Source organism: Phytoamicus setariae (genome assembly GCF_016722925.1).
Lineage (GTDB): Bacteria > Pseudomonadota > Alphaproteobacteria > Rhizobiales > Rhizobiaceae > Rhizobium_E > Rhizobium_E setariae.
Genome location: NZ_JAEQNC010000007.1, coordinates 227854 through 253601, shown reverse-complemented (window position 1 = coordinate 253601; position 25748 = coordinate 227854). Strand labels below are relative to the sequence as shown.

The window sequence follows — 25748 nt, the reverse complement described above, 5'->3', positions numbered from 1 at the left end:
GATGGCATTGCCCGATAAGGTCAGGATTGTGGAAGTCGGCCCCCGGGACGGGCTGCAGAACGAGGCGATTGCTGTTTCAACCGCCGTCAAGATCGAACTCGTGGAGCGGCTCGCCGACGCCGGCCTGCGGGTGGTGGAGGCCGGTTCCTTCGTGTCGCCGCATAAAGTGCCTCAAATGGCCGACACGGTGGATGTGTTTCGGGCAATCGCAAGACGGGCGGATACGTCCTATCCGGCGCTGGTGCCGAACGAGCAGGGTCTCAAGGCCGCACTTGCCTGCGGGGTAACGGAAATCGCGATCTTCGTCTCCGCGTCCGAAAGCTTCAGCCGCAAGAACATCAACTGCTCGCGGGCCGAAAGCCTCGAGCGGCTGGAGCCAGTCGCCGATCTTGCCAATGCAAGCGGGCTGAGGGTGCGCGGCTACATTTCCTGCATCGCCGGTTGTCCCTATGACGGTACGGTCGATGTGGAGGAGGTTGCTCTGATGGCGCGCACGCTCAACGATATGGGCTGCTATGAAATCTCGCTCGGCGACACGATCGGTGTCGGCACCGCAACGAAGGTACGCACCGTGATCAACCGGGTTGCCGCCACGATCCCGCGCGAACGCATCGCCATGCATTTTCATGATACCTACGGGCAGGGTATCGCCAATGTGCTGGCCAGCCTCGAGGAAGGGATCTCGGTGTTCGACAGTTCCGTGGGTGGCCTGGGCGGCTGTCCCTATGCACCCGGCGCCAACGGCAATGTCGCGACCGAGGACGTGCTTTATCTGATGGAGGGACTGGGGATCGAGACAGGCGTTGATCTCGGTTCTGTCGCGCGGATCGGCGACTGGATCAGCGAAGTGCTGAAGCGGCCCAATATGGCCCGGGCCGGGCGGGCCATTCTTGCGTCACGAACGGTTTCCGGAGGTTGATATGACGGGTATACTGCTTTCCGAACGTCACGGGTCAGTGCTCTGGCTGACGCTCAACAGACAGGCGGTGCACAATGCCCTGAACCTGTCGCTGACCGAGGCGCTCGTCGATGCGTTTGCGGCAGCATCCGCCGACGATGATCTTCGCGCCGTGGTGCTGACGGGTGCGGGCGAACGGACGTTTTGCGCTGGCGCCGACCTGAAGGACATTGACGGCGGCATGTTTGCCTCATCTGCCGGGGCCAATCCGATCGCCAATGTTATTCGCGCGATCGGGTCGTGCAGCAAGCCGGTAATTTGCCGCGTCAACGGCTCGGCGTTCGGGGGCGGGCTGGGTCTCGTTTCAGCCTGCGATCTCGCCTACGCCGCCGACCACGCGAATTTCGGTACGCCGGAGGTCCGGGTCGGCGTGTTTCCGTTGATGATCGCGACGACTCTGATGCGGCAGGTGCCGCAGCGGCGTTTGCGCGAAATGGCCTATCTTGGCGAACCGCTGAACGCGGCCGAGGCCGAGCGATACGGCCTGATCAATCGCGCGGTTCCTGCTGGAGAACTCGACGGTGTGATCGACACGGTAATAGCAAAACTGATGCGCGGTTCGCCTTCTGCGATGCGCATGGGCAAGGCGGCGTTTGGCGAAATGCAGGACATGCCGCAAGACGAGAGGCTCGCCTATGCCGAACGCATGATCGGATTGGTGGCCGATACGCCGGACGCGCGCGAGGGGCGAGCGGCGTTTGGCGAAAAGCGCAAACCCCGCTGGGTGCCGGAATGAGCAGCCCCGAAGGGCTGCTGTGACGGGCGGATCTGGTTAGCGCCGGGCGATGCCGTGATGGCCGAGTTTCATGTGCCGGTTGACATCCTTGTAGAGGAGATAGCGGAACTTGCCCGGGCCGCCGGCGTAGCAGGCCTGCGGGCAGAAGGCGCGCAACCACATGAAATCCCCGGCCTCGACCTCGACCCAATCCTGATTGAGGCGATAGACGGCCTTGCCTTCGAGCACGTAGAGCCCGTGCTCCATCACATGCGTTTCGGCAAAAGGAATGACTGCGCCGGGTTCGAATGTGACGATGGTGACATGCATGTCGTGACGTAGATCCATCGGATCGACGAAGCGCGTGGTTGCCCATTTGCCATCGGTGCCAGGCATCGGCGTGGGGGCGACATCGGCTTCGTTGACAAATATCGGATCGGGGACCGCCAGACCGTCGACCTGTTCATAGGCCTTGCGGACCCAATGGAAACGCACCGGCGCATCGCTTTCGTTGCGGACCGTCCACGAACTGGCTGGCGGAATGTAGGCGAACCCGCCCGGCTGCATAACATGGGTTTTTCCGCCGAGATGCACGGTCAGCGTGCCTTCGACTACAAACAGCGCACCCTCGGCGCCGGCATCATTTTCCGGCCGGTCGCTGCCGCCGCCGGGTTCGACTTCCATGATGTATTGCGAAAAGGTCTCGGCAAAGCCGGAGAGCGGGCGCGACAGGACCCAGAGCCGGGTGCGCTCCCAGAAGGGCAGGTAGCTGGTGACGATATCCATCATCACGCCCTTGGGGATGACGGCATAGGCTTCCGTGAAAACGGCACGGCCGGTCAGGAGTTCGGTCTGCTGCGGTGAGCCGCCATGGGGTGCGTAGTAGGTTCTGCCGCTCATTTCACGTCCTGCCTGATTGGTTGCTGCATCTTCATTTCCGTACCTCCTCCGCGCATTTCCGGCGCCGGTCTCCAACCGGGCTATTGCCATTCGATTGATTTGGCAACCGGAGAAAACCACATCTCGCTGATGGAAGCGAGAGGCCTGAACCATCGTCGGTGGAAGATAGATGCTGTCTCAGGCTGCGTGAACGGGAGCGCCGACCAGATGGAACGCCGCTTCGCGGATCGCTTCGTTCTCGCCGGGATGCGGGTGGCTGGTATAGGCGATGTCCTCGGCGGTGGCGGAAAATTCCATCGCCTGAACCGCTTGCGCAATAATCGTGCCGGCAGCACCGGCGACGATATGAGCGCCGATGATCCTGCCGGAGCCTGCCTCCGCCAACAGCTTGACAAAGCCATCGGTCTCCCGGTGAACTTTTGCCCGGCTGTTGGATGACATCGGCACCAAAGCCTTGCGGTAGGGATGGCCGGACGCGACCAGTTCCTGTTCGGTCCTTCCGACACTGGCGGCTTCGGGTTTGGTGTAGATCACGCTGGCAATGAGATCGTGGTCTGTTGGACGGAACCCTCCCGCCAGTCGCTCGGCCAGTGCAATGCCGTCGTCCTGCGCGCGATGCGCCAGCATCGGGCCGCGCGTCACATCGCCGATGGCGAAGATGCCTGCAACGCCGGTGGCGCCTCTGGAATCGACGGGAATGAAGCCGCGCTCGTCCGACACGACCCCGGCATTTTCGAGTTTCAGGGATCGGGTGTTGGCCTTGCGCCCCGTGGCGACGAGCACGGTATCGGCCACCAGCGTTTCCGTCGACTGGCTTGCCGACGAGCGCACCGTTAGTTCGGCTTTGGCGTTGCCCGCTACGGCATCGACGACTGATGTCGCTGTCCTGAGTGCAAGGCCTTGCGTCTTCAGGAGTTTAGCCATGACGCGTCTCACGTCGTTGTCCATGCCGGGCAAGATGTCGTCTTGGAGTTCGATCACTGTCACTTTCGAGCCAAGCCGCCGCCACACGGAGCCGAGTTCCAGCCCGATGACGCCGCCGCCAACGACGACCATGTGTTCGGGGACACGCGCCAGTGCGAGTGCACCAGTCGAGTCCACGAAAGGACCGGATTCGTTGTCGATATCCAGCCCGGGAATGGCCGATGGTGAGGAGCCGGTGGCGATGATGATGGACCGCGCCGTTACCGCCTTTCCTTCGATATCAATCGCATGAGGCGATGCGAAGCTCGCAGTTCCCTTGAGGCGCGTGACGCCATGCTTCTTGAACAGAAAGTCGATGCCCTTTGCCAACGACGCGACAACATCGTCCTTCTGGCGCATCATTGCAGCAAGATCGAACGAGACATTGTCGAACCGGAGGCCGAATGCGGCCAGATGGCCGTTGCTGGCGCTCTCGAAATGGTGGGACGCGTCAAGCAGCGATTTCGAGGGAATGCAGCCGACATTCAGGCAGGTGCCACCCAGTTTGTCCCGTTCCTCGACGCAGGCCGTTCGAAGCCCGAGTTGGGCTGCCCGGATGGCACAGGAATAGCCGCCCGGACCGCCACCGATGACGAGCACGTCGTAGTCGTGGGTTGGGCTCATGATGGCCAGTTCTCGAGCGTGCCGACGAACTCAGAAAGCCAAGCGTTGGTCTGGTAGCCGTCGAGGGCCCGGTGGTCGATGGTCAGCGACACATAGGCGAGCGGCCGGATCTGCATCGTGTCGGTGCCGTCGATTTCGCGCACCACGACACGCTTTTCGACCTTGCCGACGCCGAGGATGGCAGATTGCGGCTGGTTGATGATCGGCGTCGCCAGCAGCGAGCCGGATACGCCGTGATTGGAGATGGTGAAGGTGCCGCCGCGCACATCTGCCGGATCCAATGCGCCGCTACGGGCGCGTGTGGTCAGATCCTGCAGCCTTGCGGCTATGCCTTCGAGCGAGAGCTGTTGTGCCTTATGGATCACCGGCACGATCAGCCCCTTGTCGCCGAGCGCCGTGCCAATGCCGACATTGACGTCGTTGAATACTTCGAGGCGGTCGTCATGCCAGCGGCTGTTGATCTCGGGAACCTTGCGCATGGCCGCAATGCAGGCTGCGATGATATAGGCCGTGTAGGACAGGTTGATGCCCTCAGCGGCCAACAGGGCCTTGTTGCGCTCGCGGTGCCGGATGATGGCGGTGAAATCAGCTTCGAAGACGGCCGATACATGCGGCGCCGTCGCGACGGAATTGACCATGTTGCGGGCAATCGCCAGGCGCATGGGCGAGTGTGGTACGCTGCGGCTGCCGATTGCTGGTTCAATGGCAGGCATCACCGGTTCCGGTTGCCTGAATTCGGGCGCCAATGGAGGAGGCGTTTCGGCAACGGGTGGAGATAGGGGCGCGCGCGGACCTGACGCTTTGGCTTCGTCCATGTCCATGCGGGTCACTCTGCCGCCCTTGCCGCTTCCTTTTACAGTTGCGGGATCGATGCCGTATTCTTCCGCAGCACGCCGAACAGCGGGCGAGTAGCGGATCGGCATTTCGTTATCAAGGGCGGCAGTCCCCGCAGGAAGCTTTGCCGCTGTCGCATGGCCATTGGTGGCTGAAGATCGTTCGCCCTGGCGGATGCGCCCAAGCACAGCGCCGGGTTGCGCGTCCTCACCGCTTTTCATCAACATTTCGGTCAGGACGCCGGCGACGGGTGAGGGGATTTCCTGAGTGACCTTGTCGGTTTCGATCTCCACCAGCGGATCGTCGACCGAAACCGTATCACCGATTGCTTTCAGCCAGTTGCGCACGACGGCTGTGGTCCCCTCCTGCTCGGCCGGGACCTTGACTTCGACAAGCTCGGACATCTCAGAACTCCAGGAGGGAGAGGATTTTCTGACTGATAGTGTCGGCGGAAGGCACAGCCCAGCTCATGAGAGCCGGATTGTGCGGGCTTGTCACGTCGGGCATGGTCAGGCGGGATACGGGAGCATCGAGCTCCATGAAAGCCTCGTCGGCGACCACCGCCGAGATCTCTGCCCCGAAACCGGCCGTCGCCAGATCCTCATGCACGATCAGGCAGCGGCGCGTCCTGCGTACGGAAGCCAGAACGGCCTGCCGATCCCATGGCATCAGGGTCCTGAGGTCGATAACATCGGCGGACAGGTTCTCGGTGGCTTCCTCGCAGCGGTGCACCATCGAGCCCCAGGTCACGACCGTAATGTCGTTGCCTTGCCGGACGAGCCGGGCCTTGCCGAATGGCAGGGCGTAATCATCGCCCGGATAGGGACGCCGCGCCGAAGTATGATCCAGCAGATAGCGGTGTTCGAAAAAGACGACGGGGTCGTTGCCGCGCAGGGATGTCCTGAGCAACCCTACGGCGTCTTCTGCATTCGATGGCACTGCGACCTTCAGGCCAGGCTGGTGAATGAAGGAAACCTCGTTGGTTTGGCTGTGCCAGGGGTCGCCGCATTTGAAGAACCCACCCGGCATCCTGATCACCATCGGGGCTGCAAACCGGTTGTCGGTTCTCCAGCGGATGGTGGCGCAGTTGTTGATTTGCTCGGTGGCGGGCTCGGCATAACGGCGGAACTGGATTTCCGGAACCGGCATCAGGCCGGCGAGTGCCATGCCTATGGCGCGTCCGATGATGCCTTCCTCCGACAGCGAGGTATCGAATACCCGGTTTTCGCCGAATTTTTCCTGCAGGCCGAGAGTAGCCGCATGCACGCCACCCTTTGGTCCCACGTCCTCGCCGAACACCACAACCTTGGGGTTGACGTCCATTTCGCATTCGAGAGTGCGGCGGATCGCCGTCACCATGTTGATGCGCTGGCCGTCCGTGGTCGGCACGTCGGTTGCCCGCGGGGCGCGATAGCCGGCGGGATGCTGCCCGCCCATGGTCTGCAGGTCGCCCTCGAAGAAGATATTGCGCATCACCGATTCCGGTGGGGCAACCGGGCGTTCATCCGCTTTCGCAAGCGCTGCCTCCGCCTTTGCTTGGGCCGCGCGTTCGAGGCCCTCCCATTCATCGGCACCGACAATGACTGGAACAATGTAGTCCTTGAGGCGCGGCAAGGGATCGCGGGCGCGCTCCGACATCAGCACCGCCTCGCTCTTGTAGGCCTGGGTATCCTGGTAGCTGTGGCCTTCAAGGCGCGGCACGGTCAGCCGCAACATGGCCGGCTTGCGGATCTTTCGTACATATTCGACGGCCTTGCGGGTCAGCCGTGCCGCTTCGGCCGGATCGGTGCCGTCGCCTTCGAAAATCTCAAGGCCGCCCCAGCTTGCGAGATTGGCGGCAATGTTGCCGTCCGGCGTCTGCAAGCGCGAAGGGACCGAGATGCCATAGCCGTTGTCTTCGATGTAAAACAGTACCGGCAATTGTTGCGTCGTGGCAATTGTCAGCCCCGACCAGAAACCATTGGAGGCAACCGAACCGTCTCCACCGAGAGCGACAACGATGCTGTCGCCATATTCGCCTTGGCCCAGAGTGTCGCGATAGTAATTGAGTGCGTTGGCCCAACCCGTCGCCGGCGTGTATTGCGCGCCGACGCCGCCGCACATCGGCAGAGCCGACGGGCCATCGAGATTGGGATAGTTGAAGGACACGCCAATATCGCGGCCGCCGGAGTAACCGCCCATGCGCGCCATCGAGGATCCCAGCGCATCGACCGGATCGACGCCAAGCGTCAAGAGGAGCGGGCGATTGCGGTAATATCCCGAAATGGCGTCATGCTTGCCAGTGAGATGGCAGGCCAGCATGATCTGGGCCATGTCGTGGCCCCTGGCGGAAAACTGATAGAGAACCTTTTTATCCGGAACGAGGCTTTTTTCTTCCATCTCGTCGAGCGCGCGGGACAGAAACATGTTTGATGCGATGCGTTTCCAGTCAACGGATTGATCGGGGACATCTCTGACCACGGTCTTCAATACGGCATGCGGCATCTCGGTCCTCCTCCGGTACTGCGCCCTATTGCCTATAGTAGTCGACGCAGTCCGTGAGTTTCGTTCAATTCGAGCTGAAAATAAGCGCTTGCTGATGTAGCTGTTTCGAAATAGCCGGCTTTCTGAACCAATCTGATCGGAAGCCAAGAAGGATCTGTCGAATCGACCTGCGACCGTTCACCCGGGTTCGATTGACGGTTCGTACGCCCTGGATACGGTTCGTGAGTGTATTTCTGATCCGTGATTTGGTAGCATGGTGAAACAATCAGCTCAGAAATGGTGCGATCGTGAAACAGAATGACATTGACGCAATCGACCGCAAGATTCTCAACGTATTGCAGGCACGAGCCGATATCAGTCACGCGGAACTGGCCGAGTTGGTGGGGGCGTCATCGGCCTCATGCTGGCGGCGCATCAAGGCGATGGAGACCTCAGGCATTCTTGGTAGTACGGTGCGGTTGGTCGATCCGGAAACGGTAGGCCGGGGACTCAATGCATTCTGCCAGGTTCGAATGAAGACCCACGATCCGGTCGTGCGCCGGGATTTCGAGCGGTTCTGCGAGAGCCACAACGAAATACTTGAGTGCTATTCGATGTCGGGCGAGTGGGATTACCTGTTGAGGGTGCTTGTTGCCGATGTCAGCAGTTACGAAAGGCTGCTTATGCAGGGGATCCTGACGCATCACGGGGTTGCGTCGTCGTCGTCGCATTTTGCGCTGAAAGCCGTCAAATACACGACGTCGATACCTGTCTAACCAAAGTTGAGGCGTTTGGTCCGCTTGCCAGCGGCAGCCAGAGGAGCGGCGGCTTAGCTCTGTTCCTCGTCCAGACCGACGAGATGGATGAACTTCTCCTTTGGAAGGAACAGTGGTGCAATAGTGGTGAAGCCCTCAACGACGTAGTAAACCCGATCTTCCTCGATCGCGATGATTGTCAGTTGTTTGCCGGTTCGGCGGGAGCGGTGCATTTGGCCAATTTCCAAATTTATTGGATTACTCATCTTCAATGGCATCCGATGCGGGCCTGACTTCGTATTGATGTACTCAAACTCCTGCTGAAACTGGCATCAGGATTCATAGGAGTAAAGAAGGCATTCTCGCCACAATGGCGGATTTTCCAAATTGCCAACAACAAAAGGCAGTGATCGGCGGATGAATACCGGTTTTCCACGGAAACGAGGGGTTTCTCGTGCGTATTGCTCAAGTATTACACAAAATTTGTATCTGCCATTTCCCGCCGATGATGGGGTCAGCCGGCCGGGTCGCGTTGCGGAACGACGTTGCTGAGCCAGGCGGAAAGATCCTGCCCGGTGGTCGTACCCAGCCGCTCGACCTGCGGAGCATAATAGTCGATCAACCGCGTCTTGAGGTCTTTGCTGAGCGGCGGGTAGCGCAACTCCCTGGCGATCACCGATCTGGCTGCCTGGAACACCGGGTTCTGGCGGAATGGCTTGGCGATCGATTTCAGTGGCGCCAATACTTTGCGCAGTCCGGGGCTGATAACCGGCTGCGTCTTGTCCTTGACCTTGGTGGTGACGGGAGGAACTTCCAGTTCGCTGTCGAGCAGGAGGAAATCGCGCACGGCGTCCAACTGCCTCTGCGGTTGCGTCCTGATGTTTTCGAACAGCAGCACGAGTAGTCGATCAGAGGAATAGAGGTCCAGGAAAGCGCGCAACTGGTCGTAATAGAGACCGCCATTCAGGAACCGTCCGCCATCGGCGAGCCTTGGGTCGAGATACTGGTCGATGTCTTTCCCGACCTCGCCCCGGCGGTAGAGCATGCAATAATCGGAATAGGCCCGCTCCACCGGATTGCGCAACTGGGCGATCAGCCTGATATGCGGCAAATCCCTGCGGATGCGTGGGGCAGCCTCGGGCGTATCCATGTAGGAGTTCGATTTTTCTCCCACCAGCCGGTGATGCGGCTGGCGCGCGAATTGCTGCGTGTACCAATCCGTGCCACGCTCATAATAGCGACTGAAATAGTGCAGTTCGGGGTCCGGCATGTGGATTGCCGAATGTTGCTGGAGCGATTGCTGAAGCCAGGTCGTGGCGCTTTTCGTCGCGCCGATGATCAGGAAGTCGATTTCTTGCAGGCGCAATTTCCTCTCCCCTGGGTCGGCATGGACATTTTATGGCTGGCTGACGGCTTGTCGCCAACTATCGTACTTGTGTCGGTCTGACCATTTTTTCGTAGATCTCGGTAATGCCATTCACATGGGCTTTGACACCGTAGTGCTCCAGCGCCTGCTCCCGGGCAGATTTGCTGAGGCGGTGCCATTCATCGGGGTTGCTGAGCAGGCGACGCAGTGGCTCGATAAAAGCTTCGGGATCCTCTGGGCGCACGAGATAGCCGTTTGTGCCGCTGGTGATTGCCTCCGGGTTGCCGCCATGGTCGGTGGCGATCACTGGAGTACCCAACAGCATCGCCTCGATCAGCGTCCTGCCGAATGGTTCGTTGACCGCCGGTACCAGCAGCGCATCGACCGCGCACATAAACGGCGCCACGGGAGAGCGAAATCCCATGCGGTGGATGGAAGAGGAAATACCCAATTTGCGCGCGGTTTCGTCGACTGCAAGGTCCAGTCGCGGGCCGCCCGGTTCAGGTTTGCCGAACAGCAGGCCATGCAATGGAGTTCCGGGATAACGTTTCAGGTATGCGGCAACGATTTCGACAAATAGCATCGGCCGTTTACGCTCGTTCAGGGAACCGAAATAGCCAACGAAATGCACATTGTCGTCCAGTCCCAGTTCGCGCACCAAAGCCATGCGGCAGGCGTCGCGGTTCGGAAGGGCGGCCGGATGATCAAACGGGCTGTGCAGCACAGTTATCTTGTTGTCGACGGCAATGATCGGGCGACTTGGTCGGGAAAATCGGGAGACTGTCACGATCTGGTTTGCAAACAGCGGAGCCAGAACGTTGACGCCGCGTGCAGTGGGATCTCCCCGGTGGTGCCAGAGCAGTCGGGCGCCGGCAACGCGGGTGGGCACGGCCCAGGTGGCGTGCATCTGGCCGTCGTTGGTATGGACAATCGAGACGCCATGCTGGCGCAGGAACCGCACAAGCTTGGGGAAGCATCTGACATAGTCGAGTGCGCTGGACGGGCCATTGTTGCCGGTCGCCCTGTGGCGCGGTGTCAGAACGTGGTCGGACGGGGCTGCCACATAGGAGATACCCTTTTCGCGGAGATAGCCAGCAAGGACCCCGTCGGGTTGATGCAGCACGATGAGTGCCCTGATCTTCGCGGGATCGAGGGCCGTAATCAACTTGATTGCGGAAATATGGCTTCCGCCAACCTCATCGCCGATGAACGGATATGCAACAATGAACGGTTCGGTACTCACGCTGTTCTGTCCTCGCCGTTACAACCGGTATTCGCCCAGATCGGCTTTCAGAACGGCATGTCGGCATCAAGATTTACAGTCACAATTGGCCCGTCTTCACGGATTGTATCATGGTGTGGAGGCGTTTGGGTTGTCAACGCCTAACCTTGAGTAAGGTTGCAAGGATAGTCTCTCCGACCGGTTTCGATACACTTGCGATCGCCAGTACAGCTGTTTTCCGCTCAAATGAAACATGCGGGACAATATTTGCACCGGCTTCATCATTCCAGTTGATCGCAGCTTCAAGCCGATTATGATCGTTTTTACGAGCAAAGGCAGATGTATGCCGGAGCATCGCCGTGCCTGCCGAGCTTCGCCGTACACGAGACTTTTCCCACCAACAGGGTGATGCCGATGTGTAAGCTGCAACTCCAGAAGCGTTTGCATTTTCTGCTGTTGTTTTTGTTCATGGGGTTCGCATCCGTTTGCACAGCTGCACATGCGGCAGAGGCACCTGCGTTCCCCGGCGCCGATGGTTATGGCAAGTTCAGCCAGGGTGGGCGAGGCGGCGCAATCGTGGCCGTGACCAGCCTGGCCGACGATGGCCCTGGCAGCCTCAGGGCCTGTGTGGAAGCGCAAGGGCCGAGAAACTGCATCTTCGCGGTCGGGGGCGTCATACACCTGAAAAGCTCGATCATGGTTTCCGAGGACAACAGCTTTCTATCCATTCTCGGCCAGACGGCGCCCGGCGGTGGGATCATGCTGACGATCGATGAGACGAACGCGAAGAAAAGGCATACGCCGCTGATCGTCAAAGGTGCCCACGATGTCATCCTCAGGCATCTCCGCTTTCGGCCTCGCCTGCCCAATACCGTCAAGAACGTCGACGCGCTGACAATTGAAAGCAGCACGCGCGTTTATGTCGACCACGTTTCCGGTTCCTGGGCGACCGATGAGAACTTCAATTCGCATGCCAACTCGACAGAGTTGACGATTGCCAATTCAGTGTTCGGCGAAGGCCAGAACAAACACAGCAAGTGCGCGCTGCTCGGCTCAGACCCGCGCATCCCCCAGAAGATCACGTTCTGGAGGAATGCCTGCATATCGAACCGGGACCGCAATCCCGATGACAACCACTACGGCGGATCGTGCATCGACATCATCAACAACGTCTTCTTCAACGCCCGGTCGGAATGGGGGGAAGTGTTCTCTCAATATCCGGGTGGAACGCCGATTTCCTTTGTCGGCAACTACTTCAAGGCCGGTCCAAGCACGGAAGACGAGACATATGCGATCAACTGGAACGATACGTTGAGCATGGACGGGCCGCAGATCTACCAGCGCGACAATGAGGTCTGGAGCCCGGACACGCGCAATGTCGTGCTGATCGCGCCTGATACCGAGCAGTACATCGTACCGGTGCCGCCCTGTCCGCTGTCGGTTGCGGCTATCGTGCCGGCGCGCGCGGCCTATGCCGACGTTCGCAAACATGCGGGCGCCTTTCCTCGAGACGACTTCGACAGACGGCTGATGGAGGAGATGGGAGCCATTGGCGAGCCTGGACGAGGCGAAATGGTCAAGGCTCCGGGCGCGTTGCCGGTGTTGAAGGAAGGCCCATCCTATGTCGATGCGGATGGAGATGGCATGGCCGATAGCGCCGAAGCATCGGTAGGGGCCAAACCGGGCGTCAGCGACCCCTGGCTGGATTCCGATCGGGATGGATGGTCCAACTTCGATCAGTTCATGAACCAGCTCGCAGAGGATCGCATGTCAGGCAACTATCCGAGCTGAGCCGGAGCCTATGTCAATACGGCAGCGACCGGCGGTGGAAGATAGGGGGCTGGCGAGAGTGGGCGCGTTGAAGCGAAAGACTGGCTTGAATTTCAACTGGTGTTGACGAGGACAATCGGTGCGCGATGATGTGGGTGCATGAGTTTGAAAGAGGAATGCCGTTGCCATCCGTCGCCGCCAAATCGTTGCGGGGCGGTGGCGAATGAACCAGTTGGTCGGATCCTTGAGGCGTGCGGCAACTGGCGAAACCCCAACCAAGGTCGTCATCGTGTTACCCGCTCTCGGCGCGGGCGGTAGCGAGCATGTCGTCAATCTCGTTGCCAATCATTGGGTGGGGCTCGGCTTCGAGGTGACCATCGTGACGCTGGAGCCGCCCGATGCCAGGCCCTATTACTCCTTTTCGTCGGCCATCCGAATTGTTCGTGTAGGGGTGCCGGCTCAGCGGGCGTCCCGGCTGAAAGCGGCGTGGCTCGCGGTGCAACGCGTCCGGAGGATCCGCCGAACGATACAGGCCGTGCGGCCTGACTTCGTCCTCAGCTTTCTGACCCGCACCAATGTCCTGTCGCTGATCGCCACGTGGGGCAGCGGCATTCCCACGATCGTCTCGGAACGCAACAATCCCGAGGCTCAGCCGTTTGGCGGTGTCTGGAAGTGGCTGCAGAAGCGGCTCTATCCGCATGCTTTCGGACTGGTGACGATGACCGAGGGCGCGCTCGACTACTTTGCCCCGCATGGGCGACGAAAGACCTGGGTCATCCCCAATGCCGTCGACTTGCCGCAGGAATGGAAGAACATGCGCGGCGGCAACCGGCTCACGGCGGTTGGCCGGCTTACCCATCAAAAAGGCTTTGATCTGCTGCTGGAGGCGTTCGCGCGTATCGAGGCATCGTTTCCCGACTGGAAACTGGTGATCTGGGGCGAGGGGGAGGATCGCGCGGCTCTGGAAGGCAAGAGGCGCGACCTCGGGCTCGACGGCCGGGTGGACATGCCGGGCGTGACAGGCCGGCCCGGGCAATGGATAGAGACCGCGGACGTGTTCGTGCTGTCGTCGCGCTATGAGGGGTGGGGCATCGTGCTGCTCGAAGCCATGGCCGCCGGTCTGCCGGTGGTGTCGTTCAACTGCCAGTTCGGCCCGAGCGCCATGGTCACGGACGGCGAGGACGGCTTACTCGTGGAGTCCGGCAATGCGGAGGCGCTGGCCGATGCGCTCGCCAGCGTGCTCGCCGACAGCGACTTGCGCGTCCGACTATCCGAAGCTGCAGTTGAAAGCGCAGCCCGCTACATGCCGGAGCGCATTCTTGCGCAATGGGATGGCGTCGCTTCCGAGGCTCTTGCTAACAGCAGAAAGAAGGTAACCGCATGACTTCGATAGCCCGGCGCATTGTGCGGCGCGTTCAGAAGCGGATCGCGATAACGCGTCACGCTGCCGCTGCCGACAGTTTTCTGGTTTCCTACCCTAAATCCGGGCGGACCTGGTTCCGATATGTCCTGTCTCACTATTTTGCCACCGTCGCAGACGTTGAGGAGCCAGTCGATCTGCATAACATGTTCTCTATCGTGCCGAACTTCGATCTTGACCCGGTGCGGGGCATTCCGGCGTTCCGATTTACCGGCACGCCCGGCGTTGTTCCGCGGATCTGGGTGAGCCATCTCGAATACCGGTCGAGCCTGTTTCTGCGACGGCCGGTCATCATGATGGTACGGGATCCGCGCGATGTGATCGTGTCGGCCTATTTTCACGCCACCAAGCACAAACACAGGTATCAGGGAACCTTGTCGGACTTCATCGACGACCAGGAGCAGGGCATGCCGGCGATGTGCGGCTATCTCGACGGTTGGGCGCGCGGCATTGCCGGCAGGCCGCATCACATCCTGAGCTACGAAGCCCTGACTGCGGATGCCGTGGCCGAGACCCGGGCGGTTCTGCAATTCCTCCGGAGTCCGGTTGATGAGGTTGCGTTGGCGAACGCGGTCGAGGCCGGGCGATTTGAGGCAATGCAGGAGCGCGAAAGGGCAGAGGGCTTGCCGGCGCATGAATATGATCGCAGCGACACGGAAAGCCTGCGCATGCGCCGCGGGCAAGCGGGTGGGTTCGGAGATTATCTCGACGCTGCGATGATCGCGCGGGTCGAGAGCCACTGTGCCAAGAGATTGACGAGTGCCGCCAAGAGTCTGGTGGCCCAGACTGGGCTCATTTTAGCATAGAGCGTTCCCTGGCCATCGCCATAGCCGAAGGTACTCCGGCTGAGGATTGACTTGGCGCGATGGTACACCATGCGGCGTCACATTTAGTTTCTCAACGCTTCGCACTTACTCTGTCTCGAATTTGCATTCTAATTCCGGATTCGTATTTTTATGGGATTCTTTTCAGCTGCTGCTCGGATTTGTTGTGCCTAGTTCCACGTCTACATCGATCCAATCCAAATAATTACTGATTTCATTTTTCTAATTGTTCTTGATTATTTGTTGTTGGATGCAAATTAATATTCAAATAATTTGAATGTTTCTTTTGTTTCAATGGTTTAATTCGATTGTATTTTAGATACGCGTCATTCTATTTGATCTAGTATGTGAAGGGTTATCGTGTTTTTCGGCAGTGTAAGTTGTGCTGTTCTTATATTGCAGTCAAACGTCGAGTAATCGCATTCATTGCTTTCATGCTTGTCAAATCACGGAAATAGTGGGTAAGGCTCTGATCAGTATGCGAAACGTGAATACTAGTGCAGAAAAAAACATTTACAAAAATTTACGTTTATGTAAGCATTCTAATGAACTAGGGCGCGAAGTAATTTTGGTGCGCGCGTTGCTTCAATTCTGGATTGTGTTTCTGGAGTTTCGGGCGCTAAGGCGTCTTTGAACTGGTAAGCGAAAAGTACTGCAATGCATCGAGTAGCCGGGGTCTCAGGATTCCAGGCAGGGTATTTTGTTTGTCGTTTGTTGGATGGGTAACCATGAGACGCGGTGATGCAAGTGTACAAAAGCGTGAGACTCGTACTGAAAGCAAGAGCGCCGACGAAACCGGCAGGTTCCGTCTGTTGTTGAATTCACCGCTGGGCGTGATGTCGAAAAGTGTATGGCCTTTTTTCAAGAGGCGTGCATCGATGGCATTCTCGAGCGTACGAAAATCGACCGGGCTGTTCATAGCCGACATGCTTTCCGCTGTCCTCGCATTGGTGTTTGCGTTCGTGCTTCGCTACGGCGTCGACACGGTTGCATTGAGGCCGGATCTCGTGCGGACGCTGAGCATAGCCGGGCCGCAATATATCGCTGTCTGTGCGGTCGTCTTTCCCTTGTCCGGTCTCTATTCCAGAAACTGGCGCTACGGCTCGATTTCCGATCTCACCACAATTTTGCGCGCGGTTGCGGTCACAACGGTTATTCTCGTTTGTGTTCTGTTTTTTGCCACACGTCTCCAGGACATACCGCGCAGTGCCATTCTGGTGGACAGCCTGCTGCTGGCGGCGTTCCTGCTCGCCTCGCGGCTGAGCTTCAGATTTGACGAATTGCGCCAGTGGAAAAGGGCTTTTACAAGCACGGGCGGCATTGTCGGCAAGCGGGTGCCTACGCTCCTGATTGGCGCACGCGATGCGGCCGATCTCTATCTGCGCGCCTTGAGCCGCGACAAGAATTGCCCTCATGCGCCGGTCGGTTGCCTTGATATCGATTCTGCTCATAAGGGAATGATGCTCAGGGGCGTGCCGATCCTCGGGTCGCTCGAGGACTTCCACACAGTTGTTCAGGATTTGAAGCGCGCAGGAGAGTTTCCCCGGCATGTCGTGTTCACCGAGGCGCCATCCGCGTTTGGCGAGGAGTTGTCCGAGCGGTTGCTGAAAGAAGCCGAGGCGATGGGTATCACCGTTTCACGGCTATCGCACATGACCGAACTGAGGAACGCGAAGCGTGAAAACCGCTACGAGCTGCGTTCTATCGAACTGACCGATTTGCTGGAGCGTCCACAGGCGTCGCTTGATCACGATGCCATCGTCAGGCTGATCCAGGGGCGCAGGGTTCTGGTCACGGGAGCGGGCGGTTCTATCGGCAGCGAACTGACCTTGCAGATTGCAGCCTGCGAGCCTTCCGAACTCATCCTGATCGAAAACTGCGAATACAATCTTTATGCAATCGACATGGAACTGGCGGAACGGTTTCCGTCCGTCCCGCGGTTCGCGCATATGTGCAACGTCCGGCGTGCCAAGCGCGTCGATGATATTTTCGATGCGCACCAGCCGGAGCTGGTCTTTCATGCCGCCGCGCTGAAGCACGTGCCAATGGTCGAGCTCAACCCTTGCGAAGGTGTGTTGACCAACGTCATCGGCACGATGAACGTGGCGAATGCCGCCAAACGCACCGGCGCCCTGGCCATGGTGCAAGTATCCACCGACAAGGTCGTCAACCCCACAAATGTGATGGGCGCGACCAAGCGGCTGGCCGAACTCTATTGCCAGGCGCAGGATATCCGCGGCTTTGAGAAGCACAACGGGCCGCGCTTTATGACAGTTCGCTTCGGCAACGTGCTGGGTTCGAGCGGATCGCTGGTGCCGCTGTTCAAGAAGCAACTGGCCAAGGGTGGACCGTTGACCGTGACCGATGTGGAGATGACACGGTTCTTCATGACGATCCGCGAGGCGGTTCAACTGACTCTCCAAGCTTCGTCCTATGGGCTCGAGGGTGAAATCGGCCAAGGCGAAATCTTCGTCCTCGACATGGGCGAACCCATAAAGATCATCGAAATTGCCCGCAGGATGATCACGCTCGCAGGTCTAACGCCGGACGTGGATATTGCCATCAAGGTTATCGGCCTGCGGCCCGGCGAAAAGCTGTTTGAAGAGCTGTTTGATTTGGCGGAGCAGAGGGTTGCGTCTCCTGTTCCCGGCGTGCTGGGTGCTGTGCCTTCAGCTCTGCCTCTGGCCCTGCTCGAAGATAATTTCGCCCGGTTGCAGCTTTACAGTGAACTTGGCGAAGAAGCCACGGTGCTGAAGATCGTTTGCGACCTGCTTCCCGGCTATCAGCGCAGACCATCTGCCGCAGCCCAGCCAGCTTCGTCGATTGCCGTCGATGGCGTCCAGGTCGACCCTGCATCCGGACGGTCGCCTGGCACGCAGGGGTTTGTACCGTCGATTCCGCATTGAGAGCCTGCCGGGCTGCTTCACCGTTGCCTTCAATGAACCGGGATCGTGCCGAGTTGGAAAATTACCGAGTACTCAATTGCATCACCGGCCTGAATTTCGGGGGCGCCGAATTGATGCTGGCTCGTTTTGCCCGCAAGCTTGGCGAAACGGCCTATTCGCCGCAGGTCCTGTCTCTTATGCCGCCAGGACCGGTGGGTGATTTGCTTGAACGCGATGGCGTGCCGGTTGCGTCGCTGGGGATGGCGGAGGCACGCATCACTCTGGGCGCATTCGCGCGGCTGCCTTCAAGTATCAGGCGCACGGACAGTGACCTGCTGCATGGCTGGATGTATCACGGTAATGTTGCGGCATCGCTCGGAGCGCTCGCCATTGGGCGACTGCCCGTGATCTGGAGCATTCATCACTCCATTGACGACATCGCCGCAGAGAAACGACTGACGCGAATGCTAATCCGTCTTTCGGCGAGGCTCTCCCGTGGCACCGCCGCAATTTCATATTGTTCGCGAGTTTCTGCGCGCCAGCACGAAGCGCTCGGCTTTGATCCCTCCAAGCGGGAGATCATTCCCAATGGCATCGATTGCACAGAATTTCAGCCACGGCAGGATGCGCGCCAGCGCCTGTGCTCGATGTTCTCAATTCCACCCGAGCGTTCGATTATTGGCAACATCGCGCGCGCGCATCCGATGAAGGACCACGAAGGGTTCGTCCGCTCGCTCGCCCAGCTCCGACAGGAGGGCCATGACGTTCATGGACTAATCGTCGGTGCGGGCCATGAGGAGGGGGCTGCCCGCCGTCTGGCGCGTGAACTCGACATCGACGATCGCCTGACGACCCCAGGGCCGCGCTCCGATATTGCCGAGTTTCTGCCCGGGCTCGATGTCTTTCTGCTTTCGTCCGCCTGGGGCGAGGCTTTTCCGCTGTCGGTCGGCGAGGCCATGGCATGCGGGGTGCCGGTCGTCGCCACGGATGTCGGGGATTGCAACTGGCTCATCGGCAATGACGAGATGATTTCCCGCCCAAGGGATCCGGTCGGGCAGGCGGCCGTTATCGGACGCATTCTTGCAATGACAGCGGATGAACGCCGAAATCTCGGATTGGCCGGACGCCATCGCGTGGTCGGCAGTTTCTCGCTGGAGAAGTACACGGAAAGCCACATCAGGATCTACGAGGCCGCCATCGACAACCAGCACCGGCGTAGGGGAATGCAATGACATCGCTGGACAGCGCACCGATACGACGACAGATCGCGGTTGTCGCGAGTTATACGCCATCGCTGACGAATTTCCGTCTGGAATTGCTCAAGCGCATGGTCGAGGCTGGACATGCGGTGACCGCCTATGCACCCGAGGACGATCCGATCGTCAAGGCGGACCTGGCACGGATCGGCATCGATTTCATACCCCTGCCGATGGCCCGGACCGGCCTCAACCCGCTCGACGATCTTGGAACGCTCACCTTTCTCGTTCGGGCCTTTCGAAAGCGCCCGCCGGATACGGTCATCCCTTATACGATGAAACCGATCATCTATGGCGGTATTGCCGCACGGATCGTTGGGGTTGCCCACCGCTGCTTTCTCGTTACCGGGCTGGGGCATGTCTTTTCCGATGCGGGCGCTGCAACCGTCAAGGGCAGGCTGGTACGGTCTATCAGCGTGGCGCTCTACAAGGTTGCATTTTCCGGCGCGCAGGTGGTGTTCGCCTACAATGACGCTGACGAAGCCGACATCCGGAGATACCGGATGCTCAAAGACAATTCGCTGGTGCAACTCGTTCCCGGCTCCGGTGTCGATCTCGAACATTTTGGTTTCAGCGAGGCGCCAGTCGGAAGGCCCGTGTTTCTGCTGATTGCGCGGTTGCTCAAGGACAAGGGAATCGTCGATTACGTGCAAGCCGCCCGGCTGGTGAAGGAAAAGTATCCCGAGGCCGAATTTCGGCTGCTCGGCCATTTCGATCCCAATCCGGCGGCCATCTCCCGTGAGCAGATTCAGGCATGGGTTGACGAGGGGGTCATCAACTATCTCGGCGAGACGCGCGATGTGCGGCCCTATTTGGCAGATTGCAATGTGTTCGTGCTGCCTTCCTACTACCGCGAGGGAATTCCTCGCAGTATTTTGGAGGCGCTTGCCACGGGGCGCGCCGTCATCACCACAAATCTCGAAGGATGCAGGGATACGGTTGAGGATGGTGTGAACGGTTTTCTCGTTCCCCCCAAAGATCCGCAAAAGCTGGCTGACGCGATGATGGCGTTTGCCGCCGAGCCGGGCCTCGTGCGCAAGATGGGGCTTCGCTCGCGGGAACTTGCCAAGCGGAAATTCGACGTTCATCGCGTCAATCGGATGCTGCTGGAACGGATGCAACTGGCATAGCGATTTTCGGAGCGCGTCGCGTCGGGCTGGTTCAGCGGACGGGCGAGGGACGCGAGAGAAATGCACAGCTCAGCGACACGGTAAGAATGATCGGCATGGACCAGAAGCGTCCATAGACGCTGGGGAATGCGTTGATGGACAACAAGAACAGGCTGACAGTACTTACCGTACAGGCGGCAAAGAGCCGCCCGCCCGGCTTGTTCAGGGCCGCAAGTCCGGGTCCGAAGCCGGCGGAAATCATCACGAAGAAACCAACCACACAGAGCAGGCCACCTTCGGTCCACAGCAGCAAATAGAGATTGTGTACGGGCTGCATGAGAAAGCTCGTCACGGCATATTGATCGGCACCCACTCCCAGGAAGATGGTATCGTTGGCGCGCCCGATCGCCTCGTGGATAAGCTCCAGCCTGTGATCGAAACTGCCCGCCTGGCCGATATCGCCGCTTTCCAGGGCGCCAAGCACCCGCCGTTGAAAGACTGCTGGCAGGTAGTCGCGCCCCCAACGGTCAAGCGCCAGCACCGTACCGGCGACCACTGCCGCCGCGCCCACCAGAAACGTCCAGTTCAGGGTGAACAGAGCAAACACGCCCAGCGCATAGGCGAACGAGGCCAGGCCCGTATTAGAGCCGGTTAACATGACGGCGTAACCCATTATCGGCAGAGCCAGCAGCGCAAACTTCGTCAAGCGCCCGCTGCCGCAGAGCAGAAGCAGCATGGGCACGGTCATCGCTATGACGGCCCCGCATTCGTTTTCCCGCTCCACGAAGCCTGTCAACCTGCCGCTCCCGCTGACGAAGGCGGTGTTGGTCTGCCCGTCGATATTGATGAGGTAGGCCCCGTGTATACACATGATGACGATGGACAGGACGTACATCTTGGCGAGGACGATCATCTGCCGCTCTGATCGCCCGCCAATGACCAGAAGCAAAATGAAGTAGGCGAAAAAATACTGGGCGATATAGACAATGCCCCGCATGGGGTCGCCATGGACAAGGCTGCTCAACAGAAGGCTTGCCAGCATTGTCGTCAGACCGATCATCCAGATGGCGGTACTGGCTGGACCGAGCGGCTGCAGCTTCAGGCGACCGCGAAGGACCAGCAGAAGAAGGCAGAGGCAGGCGAGGGCATCGCTGAGCGTGAAATAGAAGAAGGGCAGCCGCAGGAAGTTCATCGGTGAGAAGAAGACTGTGCCGATCGCCAATGCGTACTCGACCGGCCCCAGAATTCGGTCCCAAAAGCCTTGCCCGGAAGAAAACGGCAGATCTACAGCCCCGCCCGTCATCGTCAGGGCGTTGAAACGGTTGCCGACCGGCCTCTGCCTGACCATGCCATGCCTTTCAAATTCTGATTGAAAGGGAGGAAAATCATCGGCACCCGCTAAGATTTAGTGCCATAATCATTGTATACTAAACAATAATTTTAACGATGCCAACAATTGTGATTGGCGATTGGTAAAATATGCATTTTAATGCTTTGACTTTGCCCGTAATTCGACGCCAAACTAGAGTTGGTTGCGGTGCTTGGAGAAGGCATGTCACGCGGCGATATCAGCATTCATCGGCGTATGCCGCCGCAGGGCAAGGCAAGACGCTGAAGTCGTGAGAAGCAGAGAAGTGCAACCGGCCAGCTAATACAGACGCTTGCCGGTATCTGGGTTGATGGTTGTTTGCAGGCCTTGGCAGGCAGTTCCCTCAGTGGCTGGCTTGCGCGGTCATGCATCAGCAAACGAACCCTTCCTGGCGAAACCCTTGCCGAGGGAGGAGCGCACAACCGAGCATGCGGCTCGGGTTTATAACTGGCAATGATCTGTCCGGAGGTGCTATGCTTACGACCGAGCGTGCAGTTGATGCCTTCACCATGCGTAGCCAGCATTCCGCGGGGACACCGCATGCTGGACGATCATTGAAAACCTACGGCCTATCGGAATTGTTCCAATTGGTGTGGCGTTACAAACGCTTTCTCGCGGCCTTCGTTGCTGCGGGGACTCTTCTTTCCATCATCATCACCATGCTGACGCCCGAGGTCTATACTGCGACTTCGGCCATCGTCTTCGATCGCAATGACACCAGACCATACGAGGCTGTCGTTGAAGCTCAAAAACAGGAACGTGACAAATCCGCCATGGAGACAGAGTTGGATGTCATCCGCTCGCGCGTGTTCGTCGGCATTGTCGTGGATGCCATGAAGCTCGTCGATGATCCCTACTACAACAGTTACCTGCCGGCTGCCGACATGGAAAATGGCAACTGGTTGCGCTCATCGATCCAGGCTGTATGGAGAGTATTCAGGGGCAAGAGCGCCGCGGGATCCGAGGCGCCAACAACGACACGCATCATTTCCGAATCCGCGCAGCGCGACAAGGCGATATCAACCCTGCTCAGCACGTTCAGCGTCGATCGCAAGGGCGACAGCCTGGCGATGTCGATCAGAGTCGATCAGGCCAATCCGGTTCAGGCGGCTGCGATCGCCAATGCGGTTGCCCAATATTATGTTTCCTGGACATCCGGCCTGAAGGAGGCCGCGACCAAAGACACCGTCAAGTACTTGCGTAAACAGGCGGAAGATCTGGCGATCTCTATTACCCGTCGAGAGCGTGAGATCGCTTCGTTCACGGCGACCAGCGATCTGACTTTCGACCCCAAGGACGATCTTCTGCGTGCCCGGATGGAGCAGCTCAACGAGCAGTTCGTACTGGCGCGGGTTGATGAAGCGGGCGCCTGGGCCAAGGTGAACGAAGCACAGCAACGTTTGAAGGCCCTGGGGCAGGATGGCGCGGGCAAGGTTTTCACGTCGGAGCTATTGACCAGCCTGAGGACCGAGGAAGCGCGGCTTCAACGCCTCAGGGGACAACTGACATCAAAGTTCGGCATCAACCATCCGCTGGTCGTGGATGCCGATGCCGAACTCGCCTCGAACAAGGCGATGATTGCCGACGAAGCTGGGCGCATCCTGAAGGAGCTGGAAAATTCTGCCGAGATCGCGACGGTCCGGGTCAAGAACTTCGAGCATGAAGTTTCCCTGCTGCAGGACAGGATCAAGTCACGCAACCTCGCTGAAATCAAGCGCAGGGAGCTCGAGCGTGACCTGTTGAGTGAGCAAAAGCGCTATGACGCCGTTCTCCTCCGGTTGAGCACGCTGGATCCGGACCAGGAAGAGGTCAAGGCGACGGCAATGGTCTCGTCCTTTGCCGAAGTGCCGGTTCAGCCATCCTTCCCCCAACCGACGTTTCTGATTGCCGCGGGGATACTCGGTTCCGCGATCCTTGCGGTAATCCTGATGATCGTGCTGGACGCTATCGACGACCGCATCCACAGGCCCGAGGCTGCGTCAGAATTGCTTAATAGACCCAATCTGGTTCACCTGCCCGATTATCGAAAGGGCAGCGTCCCGGTGTCCGATCCCTACAGGCAATTGTTGCGCGATCCCGGTTCCTCCTTCGCCAATGCGATGCGAAGTCTCTGCCTGGCATGGCGAACGATCGACAGTTCGGCCGGCGGAAAAATCGTGATGTTCGTGTCCTCCTCGCAAGGCGACGGCAAGACGACGCTCTCGCTTTCGATGGCGACGGTGGCCAAGCTCAACGGATTGCGTGCCGCCGTCATCGATCTCAATCCACAGCCCGGAGGTGCCGCCGATCTTTGCGGCGTCCGGACGCTGCCCGATGGTGTCTTGGGGCGATACCTGGACGGAAAAGGCGAACTCCGGGATGTCGTGGCGACGTCTTCCCTCCACCCATTCCTGGATGTCATTGCCTCACGAGCTGCCATGCAGGATTATGAGCGCCTCTTTGCGGTGTTGCGGGATCGCTACGATCTGGTGGTCGTTGATACGCCTTCGATCGAGACGGCCGACGATGCAATCTGGCTCTCCGCGCAGGTGGACTCCATCTTCATCATCGTCGCTGCAGGCAAGACCCATGGCCAGGCGCTGACGGAGCTGGCGCAACGGCTGAACCTCAATCACGCGCTGCTGATCGGCAGCATCCTGAACTTCTACGGCAAGCCCAAAGCGCGCCGTGCCCGCTTTGGGCCGATAAACAGCAAGGAAATATTTGCCGGGATCAAGGCTCCCATCGAACGGCGTCTGGAGACATTTCGGCGGGGCAAGAGCAAGGTATAGCAGGTGTTGGCCGCCCAACGGCTGCGCGGGCAGGGCTGCCCGCGCCTTACGCGCCCTGGCTCCAGATATTCTTGCGATAGCTGAGCGTCATCGTTGCCATCCAGATCGTCGCCATCACGATATGCGCAATGTTTGCCCCCATCGCGCCGATGGTCGGTATCAGGCCGATGGCGATGGCATGAAAGGCTGCGGTTGAAATCAGCACGCTACGCAACACCGAGTTTTCCAACCCCATCGCAAGCAGCGCCGATCGCATCACCGAACCGCAAAGCGTCATCATGACAGCAACGGCCTGGACAGTGACGAGTGGTGCAGCCCCACGGAAATCGGCGCCGGCAGTCCAGACAAGCAGCGGCTCGATGGTGACATAGATCCCCCCAACCAGAGCGATGCCCGCACCCAGTAGAATCCACTGCGTTTGCCTGACAATTTGATTGAAGGCGCCGACAGCCCGCGTCGCCCAGAGTTTGGCCAACTCGGGATAGACCACCGCCTGCACCTGTACGCCAGCCTGCTGGGCGATGCGACCAATGCGCTTGGCGATGTGATAGAGCCCGGCGGACGTGGGGTCGGCGAGGTAGCCGACGAGCAAGGTATCGAACTCGCTGGCGCTGGACCGGATCGTCAGGGAAACGTTGGCGGAGAGCGCAAACCGCCAGAGCCCGGGAAATCGCTCGGTGACGCCCCGCAAGGGTGCCATGAATGTCCCGTGCAGACCTTGTCTGCGCAGTTCGGCAAATGCGTAGAGCGTCATGCTCACAGAGGTTGCGATCTGCATGCCCATCCAGATCAGGGTGAATTCCAGCAAGCCCCAGGAGAGGAAAACGCCCAGGAGGCATAAAAGGACCCGGAGGATGCTTCCGAACACCTGGCCGTATGCCAGGACGGAAAACCGGCCATAGAGCCGGAGCGCTGCAGTCGGCATTCCCGAGATCTGGAAGGGCAATACGGTGCAATAGATCAGCGCAAATGTGCGCGTCGCATCGGTTATGCCGAACAAGGGCGAAGCAAAATAGATCAGCAGCACCGCCACGACCCAGGCAAGGAGCGCTGCGGATATGTCCAGCAGCAGGCCGAACTTCAGCAACTGACGCAGATCGTCCAACTTGCCGGTCTCAAGTGCATCCGCACCGAACTTGATCAGGGGTTGCCAGGACTGGAAGCTGACCAGCCGCTCGACTGCACGGGTGAAGGCGAAGCAAAGCGCCAGAATGCCGTAGTCCGCCGGCCCCAGGGCGCGAGCCGTCAGTGCAAACCCCGCCAGGCCGATGAGCGACGCCGAGAAATTGCCCGTCAGCATATGAGCGATGCTCTTCAGTCTTTGCGTAAAGTCTTCCTGGTCCCGAAGCGAGCCGTAGCGTTTTCGGATTTTTGTCCTGATCTTGCTGAACGTTGGCAAAAAATATCCTTTCGACGCAGGAAGAGATATTGGCCTCGTACAAAGGTGTATTGCGCCCGACGTTTTCAATCAGGCGTCTGCTTCTTTGGGAGCGCCATGCGTCCGATGAGACTTGCAGGCGCTGAAACACTCAAGTTGTGCGCAA

General features: G+C 59.2%; 19 protein-coding genes. 10 read left to right on the top strand and 9 right to left on the bottom strand.

From position 1 onward, the window contains the following. The first annotated feature begins 1 nt into the window (after position 1). Together JJB09_RS14765 and JJB09_RS14760 are read left to right on the top strand one after the other, a co-directional pair. On the top strand, positions 2–919 hold the full coding sequence (locus JJB09_RS14765; protein ID WP_201659691.1) for a hydroxymethylglutaryl-CoA lyase: 918 nt from the start codon (positions 2–4) through the stop codon (positions 917–919). Position 920: 1 nt separating this feature from the next. Then, positions 921–1694 carry an enoyl-CoA hydratase-related protein gene (locus JJB09_RS14760; RefSeq protein ID WP_201659493.1) on the top strand — a complete coding sequence of 258 codons (774 nt, stop codon included), beginning with the start codon at positions 921–923 and terminating at the stop codon, positions 1692–1694. A gap of 36 nt (positions 1695–1730) precedes the next feature. On the opposite strand, the gene JJB09_RS14755 is transcribed toward JJB09_RS14760, so the two are convergent. From JJB09_RS14755 to JJB09_RS14740, 4 genes are all read right to left on the bottom strand, one after another. Further along, positions 1731–2573 (bottom strand): bifunctional allantoicase/(S)-ureidoglycine aminohydrolase, encoded by an 843-nt coding sequence (locus JJB09_RS14755; RefSeq protein WP_201659490.1) that lies wholly within the window; start codon positions 2571–2573, stop codon positions 1731–1733. A gap of 177 nt (positions 2574–2750) precedes the next feature. Further along, positions 2751–4160: a dihydrolipoyl dehydrogenase gene (gene lpdA / locus JJB09_RS14750; RefSeq protein ID WP_201659487.1), complete on the bottom strand. Its 1410-nt coding sequence runs from the start codon at positions 4158–4160 to the stop codon at positions 2751–2753. Next, positions 4157–5398 (bottom strand): dihydrolipoamide acetyltransferase family protein, encoded by a 1242-nt coding sequence (locus JJB09_RS14745; RefSeq protein WP_201659484.1) that lies wholly within the window; start codon positions 5396–5398, stop codon positions 4157–4159. Before JJB09_RS14745 ends, lpdA begins: the two co-directional genes overlap by 4 nt. A 1-nt stretch (position 5399) precedes the next feature. Next, on the bottom strand, positions 5400–7478 hold the full coding sequence (locus JJB09_RS14740) for an alpha-ketoacid dehydrogenase subunit alpha/beta (protein WP_246748728.1): 2079 nt from the start codon (positions 7476–7478) through the stop codon (positions 5400–5402). A 287-nt stretch (positions 7479–7765) separates the two neighbouring features. On the opposite strand from JJB09_RS14740, the gene JJB09_RS14735 reads away from it, so the two are divergent. Beyond that, a complete protein-coding gene (locus JJB09_RS14735; protein WP_425523728.1) occupies positions 7766–8233 on the top strand; it encodes an Lrp/AsnC family transcriptional regulator in 468 nt (155 codons plus the stop codon). Between the two features lie 53 nt (positions 8234–8286). On the opposite strand, the gene JJB09_RS14730 is transcribed toward JJB09_RS14735, so the two are convergent. From JJB09_RS14730 to JJB09_RS27040, 3 genes are all read right to left on the bottom strand, one after another. After that, positions 8287–8445 (bottom strand): hypothetical protein, encoded by a 159-nt coding sequence (locus JJB09_RS14730; RefSeq protein WP_201659481.1) that lies wholly within the window; start codon positions 8443–8445, stop codon positions 8287–8289. Between the two features lie 281 nt (positions 8446–8726). After that, positions 8727–9578, bottom strand: coding sequence for a sulfotransferase family protein (locus JJB09_RS14725; protein WP_201659478.1), 852 nt, complete (start codon positions 9576–9578; stop codon positions 8727–8729). A gap of 58 nt (positions 9579–9636) precedes the next feature. After that, positions 9637–10821 (bottom strand): glycosyltransferase, encoded by a 1185-nt coding sequence (locus JJB09_RS27040; protein ID WP_201659475.1) that lies wholly within the window; start codon positions 10819–10821, stop codon positions 9637–9639. 393 nt (positions 10822–11214) lie between these two features. On the opposite strand from JJB09_RS27040, the gene JJB09_RS14715 reads away from it, so the two are divergent. The 6 genes from JJB09_RS14715 to JJB09_RS14690 all read left to right on the top strand — a co-directional run bounded on the left by JJB09_RS14715 (position 11215) and on the right by JJB09_RS14690 (position 20085). Then, on the top strand, positions 11215–12591 hold the full coding sequence (locus tag JJB09_RS14715) for a pectate lyase family protein (RefSeq protein WP_201659471.1): 1377 nt from the start codon (positions 11215–11217) through the stop codon (positions 12589–12591). A gap of 202 nt (positions 12592–12793) precedes the next feature. Then, entirely contained in the window at positions 12794–13954 is a 1161-nt protein-coding gene (locus JJB09_RS14710; protein ID WP_201659469.1) for a glycosyltransferase family 4 protein, read from the top strand. Beyond that, positions 13951–14796 carry a sulfotransferase domain-containing protein gene (locus tag JJB09_RS14705; RefSeq protein ID WP_201659467.1) on the top strand — a complete coding sequence of 282 codons (846 nt, stop codon included), beginning with the start codon at positions 13951–13953 and terminating at the stop codon, positions 14794–14796. The genes JJB09_RS14710 and JJB09_RS14705 overlap by 4 nt, the downstream gene beginning before the upstream one ends. Positions 14797–15692: 896 nt before the next feature. Further along, entirely contained in the window at positions 15693–17720 is a 2028-nt protein-coding gene (locus tag JJB09_RS14700; protein ID WP_246748727.1) for a polysaccharide biosynthesis protein, read from the top strand. Between the two features lie 53 nt (positions 17721–17773). Then, positions 17774–18931 (top strand): glycosyltransferase, encoded by a 1158-nt coding sequence (locus JJB09_RS14695; RefSeq protein ID WP_201659465.1) that lies wholly within the window; start codon positions 17774–17776, stop codon positions 18929–18931. Continuing rightward, on the top strand, positions 18928–20085 hold the full coding sequence (locus tag JJB09_RS14690; protein WP_201659463.1) for a glycosyltransferase family 4 protein: 1158 nt from the start codon (positions 18928–18930) through the stop codon (positions 20083–20085). The genes JJB09_RS14695 and JJB09_RS14690 overlap by 4 nt, the downstream gene beginning before the upstream one ends. A 31-nt stretch (positions 20086–20116) precedes the next feature. Here the strand turns inward: JJB09_RS14690 and JJB09_RS14685 are convergent, their stop codons facing one another. Continuing rightward, positions 20117–21412 carry an O-antigen ligase family protein gene (locus JJB09_RS14685; protein WP_201659461.1) on the bottom strand — a complete coding sequence of 432 codons (1296 nt, stop codon included), beginning with the start codon at positions 21410–21412 and terminating at the stop codon, positions 20117–20119. Between the two features lie 494 nt (positions 21413–21906). On the opposite strand from JJB09_RS14685, the gene JJB09_RS14680 reads away from it, so the two are divergent. Next, the gene (locus JJB09_RS14680) at positions 21907–24204 is read left to right on the top strand and encodes a GumC family protein (RefSeq protein WP_201659459.1); all 2298 of its coding nucleotides are present in this window, start codon (positions 21907–21909) and stop codon (positions 24202–24204) included. Between the two features lie 46 nt (positions 24205–24250). On the opposite strand, the gene JJB09_RS14675 is transcribed toward JJB09_RS14680, so the two are convergent. After that, on the bottom strand, positions 24251–25603 hold the full coding sequence (locus tag JJB09_RS14675; RefSeq protein ID WP_425523727.1) for a lipopolysaccharide biosynthesis protein: 1353 nt from the start codon (positions 25601–25603) through the stop codon (positions 24251–24253). Between the last annotated feature and the right edge of the window lie 145 nt (positions 25604–25748).

Bases quoted from the DNA above. Each gene is read 5' to 3' on its own strand.
- JJB09_RS14765 (WP_201659691.1), top strand. From the start codon at position 2: ATGGCATTGCCCGATAAGGTCAGGATTGTGGAAGTCGGCCCCCGGGAC.
- JJB09_RS14760 (WP_201659493.1), top strand. From the start codon at position 921: ATGACGGGTATACTGCTTTCCGAACGTCACGGGTCAGTGCTCTGGCTG.
- JJB09_RS14755 (WP_201659490.1), bottom strand. From the start codon at position 2,573: ATGAGCGGCAGAACCTACTACGCACCCCATGGCGGCTCACCGCAGCAG.
- lpdA (WP_201659487.1), bottom strand. From the start codon at position 4,160: ATGAGCCCAACCCACGACTACGACGTGCTCGTCATCGGTGGCGGTCCG.
- JJB09_RS14745 (WP_201659484.1), bottom strand. From the start codon at position 5,398: ATGTCCGAGCTTGTCGAAGTCAAGGTCCCGGCCGAGCAGGAGGGGACC.
- JJB09_RS14740 (WP_246748728.1), bottom strand. From the start codon at position 7,478: ATGCCGCATGCCGTATTGAAGACCGTGGTCAGAGATGTCCCCGATCAA.
- JJB09_RS14730 (WP_201659481.1), bottom strand. From the start codon at position 8,445: ATGCACCGCTCCCGCCGAACCGGCAAACAACTGACAATCATCGCGATC.
- JJB09_RS14715 (WP_201659471.1), top strand. From the start codon at position 11,215: ATGTGTAAGCTGCAACTCCAGAAGCGTTTGCATTTTCTGCTGTTGTTT.
- JJB09_RS14710 (WP_201659469.1), top strand. From the start codon at position 12,794: ATGAACCAGTTGGTCGGATCCTTGAGGCGTGCGGCAACTGGCGAAACC.
- JJB09_RS14705 (WP_201659467.1), top strand. From the start codon at position 13,951: ATGACTTCGATAGCCCGGCGCATTGTGCGGCGCGTTCAGAAGCGGATC.
- JJB09_RS14700 (WP_246748727.1), top strand. From the start codon at position 15,693: ATGGCATTCTCGAGCGTACGAAAATCGACCGGGCTGTTCATAGCCGAC.
- JJB09_RS14690 (WP_201659463.1), top strand. From the start codon at position 18,928: ATGACATCGCTGGACAGCGCACCGATACGACGACAGATCGCGGTTGTC.
- JJB09_RS14685 (WP_201659461.1), bottom strand. From the start codon at position 21,412: ATGGTCAGGCAGAGGCCGGTCGGCAACCGTTTCAACGCCCTGACGATG.
- JJB09_RS14680 (WP_201659459.1), top strand. From the start codon at position 21,907: ATGCTTACGACCGAGCGTGCAGTTGATGCCTTCACCATGCGTAGCCAG.